The organism is Pectobacterium atrosepticum, from assembly GCF_000740965.1.
Lineage (GTDB): Bacteria > Pseudomonadota > Gammaproteobacteria > Enterobacterales > Enterobacteriaceae > Pectobacterium > Pectobacterium atrosepticum.
Genome location: NZ_CP009125.1, coordinates 2,599,747 through 2,611,670, shown reverse-complemented (window position 1 = coordinate 2,611,670; position 11,924 = coordinate 2,599,747). Strand labels below are relative to the sequence as shown.

Sequence of the window (11,924 nt, the reverse complement as noted above, 5' to 3'; positions counted from 1 at the left end):
ACTCCTTATTTATCGGGCATTGCGGTGGCGAGTGCGTCCAACGAACGCAGCGTATTCAGCCCCAGCATTTCCCAAGATACCGGTGGACAAGGCGCATACAGGTCAACGCCTTCTGCCAGTTGGTTCGGCAAAATAGGGCGTCGAGAATGATGCGAGCCGCTGTCCAAAATGGTCTGAATGAAGTCATGGCGTACCAGTTTGTAACGCGCTAGCACCTGTTCATCATCTTCAACCTTTAGATAAAGTCCTTCCGAACGATCCGATTTGTCAGTTTGTTGCCAGCATAGCGCGAGCGGCAAACTTTCACGCTGAACGGTGGATTCAAACGCGGTTTTCCAGTTCTGGCTCTTCGCCAGCGAACGGTATACCAACTTCCACAGCAACGCCGGATTCGTTGGCATCTCTCCGGCATACAGCACCGGAACGGACAACACGGGCGAGCCAGCCAGCATGGCATGTCGGCGCGCCGTCGATAAAAAAATGCCGTCACGACGATCGTAAAGATCAAATTCGTGAAAGTAGTGCGGTAAACGGTCATAAAACACGGAATGCTTGCTGTAGGCCCATTCGCCGTACATCACAAAACGGTCTTCCAACAGTTCAAGAAAACGCATTTCGTGCGCAGTAGCCCAAAGTTTGAACTGGTTGAACTGTCGTTCCCGCGAACCGCCAGCCAGATAGTGGCCGCGTGATTGGAGCAAAAGCTCTGCCGTTTCATTGAAGGACACACCGCTGTTCGCGCCGTCGATTTTTTCTTCGATCACGACGTAACGGCCTGCCAGCGCTTTCAGTGCAATTTGGTCAGATGCATCATCGCCGGGCTGTAAGCGTGAGCCTTCCAAATGAGGTGTACGCGGATACTTTAATAACGGTATTGAATGTAAATACATGTTTTTCGCCTGCTGCGTTATTGGCGCAGCCAGGCCCATCTACGGTAAAAAAGAGGGCCGACGAACGTGTTCGAGCGCGAGTCAATAGGCTGGCCACTGGCATTCCAGAGGTCAGAGTCGCGGGGGAGGAAGCGGGAGATTCATTCTCTGTTCCGCGTGATGGCGAGAAAGAGAAGGGAACCAGTACCGCAGCCAACGCTGGCGCAGACTGCGCCGAATCGAGGCTGCTTAATGCAGTCGTCGGCGGTTAGTGGGGGGCTGACGTACAGGGCACTTTAGGGCTCCAAATGACACATTGGGGGTGAGTAAATGGCGCGATTCTAGCGAAGGAATCCTCCGACAACAAGTTTTTGTATAAAAAATGCTATTCTTTCCTGTAGTTGTAGAATGCGTTGTAGTGTTTAAATGCGGTGGTAAAGGCGATAAAAAAGTCGAAGTCTATCGACATAAACGTGCTGAGTATGACGGGATGATGCACACAATGAAGAGTAGAGGAATATAATGAAAATCAGTGTGATAAAGAAAGGGATTGCGGGTCTGTTATTGGTGCTGCCGCTGCATGGGTTTGCCGAGACAAAGGATCCAGATTTGTTCGTCGGCTATACCACGCAGGATCTCACCGATGCATTGCCTGCTCGGTTGTTGAGCATGGTTCAGCGAGAAAAAGTGGTCGATGCGGCAAACCACATGGTGCAAACCGAGTATGTTGATCCGACGACAGGCAATAAGGCGTTGGTTTCACTGTTCATGTTGCCGCCAGATAGAGAGGGTAACGTCCCGATTGCTTCCAAGCCTAGCGATCTGGATGCAGTGATCGCCAGTACGGAAAAAGAGATGCTACGCCAGCGCATCAAGCCTGACCAGCGTGCGGGAAAGGTTGACGACGCGACGCCTTTTCGCTGCTTACAAACGATTTTGAATAACAAGGTTCTGCATTCGCTGTGCTCGACGCTGATTAAAGGGCGCGTACTGGAAGTTCAGGCGATCAATACGGTCGATAATATTCAGGATGAAGCAGGGCTTAATAAAACCATCGAACAACAGAACGAATTTGTTATCGCGATGGGAAAAACGCTGCTGACGCTTAAAAAATAGTATGTGGGTGACACAGCAAGACTAGTATTATCGGTGAAAGGGCATATAGTTTTTCATCAGAAACCAGAGCGAAGGTGAGCGCCTTCGCTTTTTTTGCACCAAAAACCCCCCGGTTCTCCCTTGCCAGGTTCTCAGCGTTCGTGCATAACTGCCGAAGCTGGAGATACGATGCCTGAAATCATTATTACGAACTCGTACTCGCTACAAAACAATATTCATCACGAAACGACACTGGATAAACTCTATGCTTTTGTTACTCGTTTTGGCTGTGATTGCAGTCGCCGTTTACGGCTGGTTAAAACAGCCGCAATACGTTTCACCAGAGGTAAAACCTCAACCGGAAAACCCACTCTTTCGCGATGGCGCGTTTCATAACCCGGTAGCCCGCCCGACGGTAGATAGCCAGAACCGGTTCGGGTTGCTGTACCGCTTTCTTTTCGAGAAAGACGCTGGCGCGTTACCCGATACCCACCTGCTGTCGGAAAAGACCGATCTGCATCAGTTAAGTAAAACGGATAACGTCATCATCTGGATGGGGCATTCCAGCTACTTTATTCAATTGGATGGGAAAACCTTCCTGCTGGATCCGGTATTTAGTGACAACGCCTCGCCGGTGCCGCGTACTAATATCGCCTTCAAAGGCAGCAATGTGTATTCACCGGAAGACATTCCAGAAATCGACTATCTGTTGATCACTCACGATCACTGGGATCATCTGGATTACCCTACGTTGAACGCGCTACGTGGAAAAATCCGTCGTATTGTCACGCCGACCGGTGTGGGTTCCTATTTTGTAAAATGGGGCTTCCCTCGGAAAGATATTACGGAAGGTGACTGGTTCAGCAGCTTGAAAGAGAACGGGGTGGAAATTCACGTGCTGCCGACGCAGCATTTTTCCGGTCGACTCCTCAAGCATAACCAAACGCTGTGGGGCTCATTTGCGCTGATAACGGCGCAGCATCGCCTGTATCTCGGTGGTGACAGCGGCTATGGTGCGCACTACAAAGAGATCGCCGAGCGTTTGGGTGGATTCGATATCGCGATACTGGAATGCGGCCAATACGACAGTGACTGGCCCTACGTTCACATGACGCCGGAAGAGAGCGCACAGGCGGCGAGTGACTTGCACGCCAAAGCGGTGTTACCGAGCCACAACAGCAAATTTAAGCTGGCGCACCACCGCTGGAACGATCCATTGGAGCGCATTTCTCAAGCCAGCGAAAATCAGGGCTGGCGATTAATGACGCCCCGTATTGGTGAACGTGTACAGGTCGATAATCCGCAGCAGATTTTTAGTCAGTGGTGGTAATGAGTTGAACGAGAGTTAAACGCATTTATCAACATTTTTGCCGCGTGGCGAATGGATAGGGTATTCGCCATCAACTAAATGTTTTCTCACTCAGGCAGTTAATGAATGCCCGAAGTTTGGGGGACAGGTCGCGGCGGAAAGATCCCAACTGACGACGTTTGAGTCCTGAATCCGCAATACCTGCTCATTATCCGGTATGAACGGGAGCGATATGGTATCGACATTGGGGCCAGGATAAATCAGAGATCTGGACGTAGTTCAGTCGAGAGCGCGCAGCAAACTCTCCAAAGACATTGCCGCGTTTGTCGCTGCCGCATCGGTGGTCCCCCGATAGAGGTTCAGATGAATGATACGACTGTCGCCGACGGCAAGTTTGAGGGGGACCAGTAAACCGTTACCCAGATCGCCCCTTATCGTATCGACAGGCAGCCAGCTGCGCTGCGTATCAACGACAATGGCAACATACTGATCGCCTAACTGCTTCTGCGATCCATACATCTGCACAATCCTTTTTTTGGCAGCCGCGTACTCTTTATTTAGATCATCTTCCGCCAATTTTTTCTGCTGCACCATACACTGATAAAGTGCACCATCTGAAGGCTGTTTGGAGCAAATATCGTCAGCAAAAGCCGAAGCAATTCCACCTAGTGCCAATATCGTTACTACCAATCCATCAGCCAACTTCATAAAAAATCCTGTGCCAAAATTTATTGATTCAGGGGCAGCTGACGGCAGCAAAATCACTTGCTGCCGTCATTCATTCCGGCCTGTTATTACTGATAAGGGATTAGTTTTAACTGCTCAATACGCTGCTTATCGATATCGCTAATACAGTTATTGGTCAGCGTGTCATGAGCTGTGGTCCCCTCTTCAGCGAGGAAAGCCTGCATTTTGCACTGACTATCGCGGTATTTTAGCCAGCCACGCTGCGAATCCACCAGGTTCTGCTGATACTCTTTTTGCAGCTTATCATCCACTTTGTAAGTCGTTGTGATACGACCCTTGGCTTCGCTCCAAGCTTTATTTAATGCCTGTTCAGTGGCCTCTTTGCCCTGTTTGGCACAACTGTCAACTTCTGCACTTGCACTAGGATTTGCACAATCAGCGGCCCAAAGCGAAGTGCTGACACTCATGCCAGCAAGCATTGCGGCAGCGATTAAAATTTTCTTCATAACACGCCCTTTAACGGTTTTTCTTCAAGTAACCAACCCGGTTACGTCCTTTTTCATAACTCATCATAGTAGTACTGTGTTCGATATAATAAATGAGTGTATCCACATCATTTGTCATGCCAGCTTTCATCGGTACTTCACCTTTGGTGAATCCCTGGTAGACAAAGTCGACCAGAAGATCGCTAATCGCCGATTTTAAACTATCCCATTGAGTACGCTCAGCATATTTCCCAGTCCACTGGTCATAGTTGTTACGGGCTCTCTGAATATAATCTGGATAGATCAGCTTAAAAAGCCGTATCTGCTGCTGATGACTGATGGTGCCAGCACTGTTGCGATTATGGATAACAAACTGGTTAGCCTGTTCACCTCTTTTGCCTGCAAACGCGCTGTACGAAGACGGCCACATCACGGAGGCGGCCTGCATGGCGCACGCCCGGAGAAAAATCCACGACGTTCACGTTCGTACCCCGACCGACATTACCACCGAAGCGCTGAAGCGCATCGGTGAGCGGTACGCCATCGAGGCGGAAATACGTGGCAGCCCGGCAGATGAACGACTGGCGATCCGGAAAGAGAAAACTATCCAGCTGATGCAGTCACTGTACGACTGGATACAGGTGCAGATGACGCTCGGATACAGCGAAGGCGTTCTCGTACCTGCTGAAGCAGTGGGATGCACTCAACCTGTACTGCGGCAACGGCTGGGCCGAAATAGATAACAACATCTCGGAGAACGCCCTGCGGGGCGTTGCCCAGGGCCGTAAAAACTGGCTGTTTGCCAGTTCAGACAGCGGCGGTGAGCGGGCCGCGGTGCTTTACTCCCTTATTGGCACCTGCCAGCTTAACGGCAATAGCGATCTTGCCTTTCACCTTCGGGTGTAACTTGGTAAGCCAGATATCAAGCGCTTCCGGCGTATGTTTAATCACTTGGAATATGCGCTCACTGTTTTTAAAGTGAACGCAGACATCGTGCTTTTTATCCGCCCAGCCCAGACCAACATGAATAGCCAGACGGCTAATGCCGCTTTAAAAAGAATTGGCTACGGTGGTAAGTTAGTTGCGCATGGTCTAAGGATCGTTGCCAGTACTGCATTAAATGAGGCTGAATTCAATAGCGATGCTATTGAAGTTTCTTTAGCACATGCCGATAAAAATGAAGTAAGAAGAGCTTACAACCGCTCCATCTATCCCGATATCAGAACAGTGATGATGGACTGGTGGGGAAATTTTGTGACTAAGAACTCTATATAAGGAGATCAAATGCTGCGTGACATGGTCGATGTTACGGATGATAAAAATCTAACACAAGGCACAATTTTCAATTGTGCCTATTGCGCTTCGTACCCCAACAATGAAACGTTAGGTTTAGTTATAACCGCAAGATGTGACATAGTTAATAAAGATAAGGTTGATTTTTATAATTTCATACCGGCAATTCCATTTGAAATTTGAAATTTGAAATTTGAAATTTGAAATTTGGAAAGAGAAAGGGCTGTTACCTCTTATAAAAAAACAAGTTTTTAAAAATTTAGAACAGCAATATTCAGTGTTGCTAACTACAGCAAGTTTTTCATCAGCTAATATTGAAACCTATGGCTTTGATAGGATTTATGATATTATCGTTGAAAAAAAATTGCTTAACCAGAAACAGATAACTCGCCTAAATAGTGTAAAAGAAAAAATAAATTGCCTAGAGCAAAACTCTTCTTATTCACAGTTATTAAGTTATTTTCATGATGAAGCAAGAAAAATAATTTGTGACATTATTGAAAATAAAAACCCCGACTATTTTTTCATTGATGACGTTCTTGGCTATAATTCAGTATTAGTGAACTTAAGAGAAATTTATGAATTTAATCTTCTTACAGCAAAAAAAATCCCTAATGGAATAGAGCTTGATAATGGCGAATTACATCCTGGTCTAAATTTAAATATCTCCAATAAATTTTGTAGTATTGTAGGTCAATTGAAATCACCGTTTATAGAATTATTAATGCAACGTTTCACAAATAACTTTGTTAGAGTAGGTGTAGCTAATCACCGCTCGGCATTATTAACCAATATCATGAGCGTATAAATATGAGTTTCATAGCCATTGAAAGTAATGCAGCACGAAAAATCGTTTCTGAAAGAATGCTTCAGTCAGCAGATTATGATAAAGGTCAGATACTTGCTGATTTATTGAAAGACAGAAAAATACTTGATTTCAGCCTCGAAGTTAAAGCTGTCTCTATCAATACTGGTATATATATATTAAGCAAAAACCCAAATAAAAAGAATATGTTAATATTCGACACAACGACCTTTGATGGTTTTAAAAAAAACAGTAATGAAATTATCACGATAATTCAGAAATCTTGCAGGCTGGCGATAAAATTGTGGGATAAGATTGGGCATAGTCCATGTGAGAAAATAATTAGTGGTTCTTCTTTAATTGCTTTATTACCTCTTTCATTTACTACTGGAAAATCCTATAAAGTCATACTTGATAAATCTCCTGATAAGGAGCGACAAGAAAAAAGGAACGAAAGTAGTTTTTTAATATTTCATGACGGGTATGACACTACCGATGCGGTGCCAAAATTAGCTAATTTCCGCAAAGCTAAAGAAGGGATACATGATATTGATACGCTTTCTCTGTTTAAAATACCCGACATAGAAGAGGAGAATGTCACTACATATCTGAACATAAATGAAACTGATAATACCAATACTCAATCAAACCCACATATGGGGTTAGATTATTGGGAAAAAAATCTTACTGAAAGTCAAAAAAGATTTGTTTATAGCGAAAGCTATGGGCCGGATATTCTTAAAGGGGCAGCAGGAACAGGAAAAACTTTAAGTTTAATATTGAGATGTGTAGTTCAGCTTCAAAATTCAAAAAAAACAGACAATCTGCTACGAGCTATTTTTATAACCCACAGCATAGCAACTAAGACTAATATAGAAAACCTTATAGCATCTAATGGTGGCTCTGAATTTATTGACTCAGAACATCAGCAGTCTGTTGAAGTGACAACTTTACAGGAATGGTGTATCAAAAATTTAGGTAACAGAATAGAAGCAACAGAGTATCTTGATAGCGATGCTTTTGAATCTAAGCAGTTACAGCTCTTATATATAAACGAAGCTCTTGAAGATTTTTTGATAAATGATTACGCAGGATCTGTCAACTTTATTTCCCCCGCACTTAAAGATTTTTTCGGAAACAATGATCCATGGGGGATTTCTATTTTGCTTCAAGAGGAGATCTCTACATACATTAAAGGGCGTGCTGGTGATGATCTTAAAACTTACGCCGCTCTTCCTCGTAGTAAAAATGTCATACCATTAGAAAATGAGGATGACTTTAAAACTATCTTCTCAATTTATAATAAATATCAAGATAAACTTATCACTTTAGGTTTGTTTGATAGTGATGATATAACCCTATCCGCTCTTAAAGAAACCTCGACTCCAATTTGGAAGCGCAGAAGAATAAATGGCGGTTTTGATATCATGTATATCGATGAAACTCATCTTTTTAATATTAATGAGTTGAGTTTATTCCACAACCTTCTTAAACCAAATTCAAACCATATTGTATTCACAATGGATCGAAGCCAAGCTTCTGGGGACACGACTATAACTAAAGAAGATGTTGCAAAAGAGCTTGATGCAACTCTAGCACATGAGCATGGTTTAAATGCTGTTTTCCGCTCATCGGAGCATATTATAAACTTAGCAAGCTGTGTGTTAGCTTCAGGTGCTACCTTATTCCAAGAGTTAGAAAATCCTTTAGCTGAGTCAATGACAGGCCACACGTCCCTTATTGAGGAAAAATGCGACATTCCTTATATTATAAGCAAACAAAGATCATCAGAAGTTTATAGATCCACATTTGCTTTGGCTGATTATATATCGCAAAATTCTGGCATTAAACGAAGTGACATTTTAATAGTTCCGTGCACCGATAGCACATTGAAAGATCTTAAAAATCATGCAAATAAACATGATATAAACCATATTTCTATAGAAAGGCGCGGGGATAATCTTGCTGTATTTAAAGCTTCGGAAAAAAACTTATATGTAATCGGAGGTATGGAATACATCGGAGGGTTAGAGTTTTCCGCAGTGATAATTGTAGGCGCTGACTCAGACAAATTCCCTGAGCAATCAACTTATAATGGAGAATCACTCCATTTCATCAATTACTCTTCTTTCAATAAATTATATGTTGCGATTACAAGAGCTAAATATCAAGTAGCTTTCGTAACTGAAAAAACACAAAAAATTAGCCCCTTGCTTGAAACAGCCTTTAGAGAAGGGCTCGTCATACAGAATGATGAACTTTCAAACATCATATAATATCAACGCTGTGCGTGAGAAATGTTTACTCTTAGCGCGCAATGCTATCTCCGCCACGCCTGCCCGCTTCATGGGTGGGGTTTTATGCAGGTGCATGAGCACCCCCGAGCCGCGCCGGCTCTGGGGTGTTGAGGTGTGAAAAATACGGGGTTTTACATGCAAAACCATGCACCGTAATGCATGGTTTAATTGAATTAAATCGCGGTATTTTATGGCTGATTTTAAGTGGGTTTTTGCTGACTCAGTTCTGCCTGCCGGTGCGCGTAAACACGGTTCTGTACCGGGGTATATTTCTGCTGATTATCTACCCGTGAAGCCGTATCAGGCCTGAATCCGATGGCCGTTAAAATGTCGTTATTTTCAGCCGAATAATTGATTTCATTACTTGTCGCCAGATAGCCCCGCAGTGCTTCACCGATGTAATGTGTCGCCCGCCGTATCGCCAGCTCTCTCACTGCCGCAGTACCCATTAATTCCGGTGCCAGCGTATTGACCAGTGCCGCCCCGTTCTGCTCGCCAGAGTCTTTCTCATACTGACCTTGACTACTGGATACATGGTATCGGCTCATGGATATGCCCTGTGTTATTAGAGGAATGGAAAAACAGAGGGATTATAACGCTGGATAAGTAGAGCAAACAATATTTGTAAAATCAGATAGTTACTAAAGTATAGGTTAAAATGTAGTTTTTATATTATGGTGGGAAATAATCGTTAGTAATCAGTGTTAACGCACCAATGCATCATCGTTTACGAAACATCAGCACTGCTGCGAGTGCTGCTTACCCATCCATCAAGCTTATCAGCCCAATCCTGCATCATCACTTTGCGTTCATCAAGATAAGTCGCGTGGTTATACGTGCGACGAATATTGTTGGTATCAGCGTGCGCAAGCTGAGCCTCGATAGCATCAGGTCGATAGCCCATCTCGTTTAAACGGGTACTTCCTGTGGTTCGGGTTGCATGTGGGCTATAAGTGCCACTCCAGCCGAGGCTTTTAAGTAGCTGACGCAGAGAGTGCGATGTCATTGGACCCAGCGGATTATCTCTGCCCGGGAAAAGGTGCTGCCGATGCCCGATTAATCCCTGTAGTGTTCTGAGCATTTTGACAGCTTGGAAGGGTAGGGGAATAACGTGTTCTCTTCGGGCTTTCATTCGCGTAGCCGGAATGGTCCACAGGGCGTTATCAAGATCGAATTCTGTCCATTCTGCTTCGGTGGCTTCTGCAGGACGCGCCAATGTCCACCACATAAGCCACATGCAATAGTTAACCTGGTACGAGCCACGACTATTGTCAAAACAGCTTAATAACTTTCCGATTTGCTGAGGATTTAGTGCCTGTTTGTGCTGTGTCTTATTGGCCGGAAGGGCCTTACGCACAGGCCATACGGGATCGCTATCAGCTCTAAGCGTCGCGACTGCCAACTCAAAAACTGATGAAATGGTGCGACGGGCTTCAGCGGCAACTGTTGGCGCTCCTCGTTTAGCGGTTTCCTGAAGAATTTTAAGTATATGGTGTGGAGTGATCTCTCTGACTGGGAGCTTACCGATTGCGGGAAAAACCACACGTTCAAGCATATCCAGTCGCCGCGTTTTGGTGATTTCGGCCCAGTCTTTCATCTGTAACCACTCTTTGGCGATAAGCTCAAAGGTGTTGGAGGCGTAGTTGACCTTGCGGATTTTATCTAGTTGCCTAGCCTGTGCCGGGTTGACTCCCTCTGCAACTTGCTTACGCGCTTGATTGCATTTCTCCCGCGCCTCGGCAAGTTTTACCGCTGAGTACTCACCCAACGCGAACATGAAGATGGAAATTGATTGTACTCATCCTTGTACGCATTTTTGACTGCGCTGTCACGAGATGAGTTGAGACACTATGAAAAGGAAAATCCACGCAACTGCGTGGATTTTATGGGGTTTTTAGTCTTCATGCGATGCTTTGAGATACCATGAGACAACAGAAATCATTTAGACGTTAAACAGGAAGTTCATCACGTCGCCATCTTTTACGATGTAATCTTTGCCTTCCGAACGCATTTTTCCGGCTTCTTTCGCGCCTTGTTCACCTTTGTAAGTGATGAAGTCTTCATAGGCGATAGTTTGTGCGCGGATGAAGCCTTTTTCAAAGTCGGTGTGAATTTTACCTGCGGCCTGTGGGGCGGTGGCGCCGACAGGGATTGTCCATGCGCGAACTTCTTTCACGCCAGCGGTAAAGTAGGTTTGCAGGTTCAGCAGTTCATAGCCTGCGCGGATAACGCGGTTCAGACCCGGTTCTTCCAAACCTAACTCGGTCATGAATTCTTCACGATCGGCATCATCCATTTCTGCAATGTCTGATTCAACGGCGGCACAGACGGCTACGACGACAGAACCTTCAGCAACAGCGATTTCACGCACTTTATCGAGGTAAGGGTTATTCTCGAAACCGTCTTCGTTGACGTTGGCGATATACATCGTTGGCTTCAGCGTCAGGAAGCTCAGGTAGCGGATGGCTGCTTTATCATCATCGCTTAAATCCAGCGAGCGCAGCATGCCAGCGTTTTCCAACTGCGGTAAGCATTTCTCCAGTGCAGCCAGCTCAGCTTTAGCATCTTTATCGCCGCCTTTAGCTCTCTTCTGCACTCGATGAATGGCACGTTCGCAGGTATCGAGATCAGACAGTGCTAATTCAGTATTGATGACTTCGATGTCATCAGCCGGATCAACTTTATTATTGACGTGGATGATGTTGTCGTTCTCGAAGCAGCGTACAACGTGGCCAATGGCTTCCGTTTCACGGATGTTGGTCAGAAACTGATTACCCAAACCTTCACCTTTGGACGCGCCTTTTACCAGACCAGCGATATCAACAAATTCCATGGTGGTAGGGAGGATGCGCTGCGGCTTAACGATTTCAGCCAGCTTGTCCAGACGTGGATCGGGCATCGGCACTACGCCGGTGTTCGGCTCGATGGTACAAAACGGGAAGTTGGCTGCTTCGATGCCGGCTTTGGTCAGCGCATTGAACAGAGTGGATTTACCGACGTTAGGCAGCCCAACGATACCGCATTTGAATCCCATGTTTATATCACCTTAAATAACTTATTAATCAGGCAATTACTTTATCTTGC

General features: G+C 45.3%; 10 protein-coding genes and 4 pseudogenes. 6 read left to right on the top strand and 8 right to left on the bottom strand.

Features of this window, described 5'->3' with window-relative positions; all coding sequences use genetic code 11:
* Nucleotides 1–5 precede the first annotated feature (5 nt).
* Nucleotides 6–890, bottom strand: a complete 885-nt coding sequence (locus tag GZ59_RS11540; RefSeq protein ID WP_011093732.1) for an RNA ligase family protein — start codon at nt 888–890, stop codon at nt 6–8.
* A 501-nt stretch (nt 891–1,391) separates the two neighbouring features.
* On the opposite strand from GZ59_RS11540, the gene GZ59_RS11535 reads away from it, so the two are divergent.
* Together GZ59_RS11535 and GZ59_RS11530 are read left to right on the top strand one after the other, a co-directional pair.
* The gene (locus tag GZ59_RS11535; protein ID WP_011093733.1) at nt 1,392–1,985 is read left to right on the top strand and encodes a hypothetical protein; all 594 of its coding nucleotides are present in this window, start codon (nt 1,392–1,394) and stop codon (nt 1,983–1,985) included.
* Nucleotides 1,986–2,229: 244 nt separating this feature from the next.
* The gene (locus tag GZ59_RS11530; RefSeq protein WP_011093734.1) at nt 2,230–3,294 is read left to right on the top strand and encodes an MBL fold metallo-hydrolase; all 1,065 of its coding nucleotides are present in this window, start codon (nt 2,230–2,232) and stop codon (nt 3,292–3,294) included.
* 258 nt (nt 3,295–3,552) lie between these two features.
* Here the strand turns inward: GZ59_RS11530 and GZ59_RS23735 are convergent, their stop codons facing one another.
* From GZ59_RS23735 to GZ59_RS11515, 3 genes are all read right to left on the bottom strand, one after another.
* Nucleotides 3,553–3,981, bottom strand: coding sequence for a lysozyme inhibitor LprI family protein (locus tag GZ59_RS23735; RefSeq protein ID WP_181023446.1), 429 nt, complete (start codon nt 3,979–3,981; stop codon nt 3,553–3,555).
* Between the two features lie 86 nt (nt 3,982–4,067).
* Nucleotides 4,068–4,466, bottom strand: coding sequence for a lysozyme inhibitor LprI family protein (locus tag GZ59_RS11520; protein WP_039291894.1), 399 nt, complete (start codon nt 4,464–4,466; stop codon nt 4,068–4,070).
* A gap of 10 nt (nt 4,467–4,476) precedes the next feature.
* A complete protein-coding gene (locus GZ59_RS11515) occupies nt 4,477–4,893 on the bottom strand; it encodes a lysozyme family protein (RefSeq protein ID WP_043878049.1) in 417 nt (138 codons plus the stop codon).
* Between GZ59_RS11515 and GZ59_RS23545 the strand changes: the two are divergent.
* Nucleotides 4,850–5,315, top strand: a pseudogene (locus tag GZ59_RS23545) (IS66 family transposase); the annotation flags it as partial. The gene GZ59_RS11515 and the pseudogene GZ59_RS23545 sit on opposite strands and share 44 nt — an antisense overlap.
* Here the strand turns inward: GZ59_RS23545 and GZ59_RS23540 are convergent.
* A pseudogene (locus tag GZ59_RS23540) lies at nt 5,307–5,489 on the bottom strand (IS110 family transposase); the annotation flags it as partial. The pseudogenes GZ59_RS23545 and GZ59_RS23540 overlap by 9 nt on opposite strands.
* Between GZ59_RS23540 and GZ59_RS22945 the strand changes: the two are divergent.
* The 3 genes and pseudogenes from GZ59_RS22945 to GZ59_RS11495 form a co-directional block, all read left to right on the top strand.
* Nucleotides 5,469–5,720, top strand: a pseudogene (locus GZ59_RS22945) (tyrosine-type recombinase/integrase); the annotation flags it as partial. The pseudogenes GZ59_RS23540 and GZ59_RS22945 sit on opposite strands and share 21 nt — an antisense overlap.
* 211 nt (nt 5,721–5,931) lie before the next feature.
* Entirely contained in the window at nt 5,932–6,546 is a 615-nt protein-coding gene (locus tag GZ59_RS11500; protein WP_226302342.1) for a hypothetical protein, read from the top strand.
* 2 nt (nt 6,547–6,548) lie between these two features.
* Nucleotides 6,549–8,819, top strand: coding sequence for a UvrD-helicase domain-containing protein (locus GZ59_RS11495; protein ID WP_011093740.1), 2,271 nt, complete (start codon nt 6,549–6,551; stop codon nt 8,817–8,819).
* A 221-nt stretch (nt 8,820–9,040) separates the two neighbouring features.
* Here the strand turns inward: GZ59_RS11495 and GZ59_RS11490 are convergent, their stop codons facing one another.
* From GZ59_RS11490 to ychF, 3 genes and pseudogenes are all read right to left on the bottom strand, one after another.
* Nucleotides 9,041–9,388, bottom strand: a complete 348-nt coding sequence (locus GZ59_RS11490; protein ID WP_011093741.1) for a phage polarity suppression protein — start codon at nt 9,386–9,388, stop codon at nt 9,041–9,043.
* Nucleotides 9,389–9,567: 179 nt separating this feature from the next.
* Nucleotides 9,568–10,617, bottom strand: a pseudogene (locus GZ59_RS11485) (tyrosine-type recombinase/integrase); the annotation flags it as partial.
* Nucleotides 10,618–10,782: 165 nt separating this feature from the next.
* Nucleotides 10,783–11,874, bottom strand: a complete 1,092-nt coding sequence (ychF, locus tag GZ59_RS11480) for a redox-regulated ATPase YchF (protein ID WP_011093743.1) — start codon at nt 11,872–11,874, stop codon at nt 10,783–10,785.
* Nucleotides 11,875–11,924 lie beyond the last annotated feature (50 nt).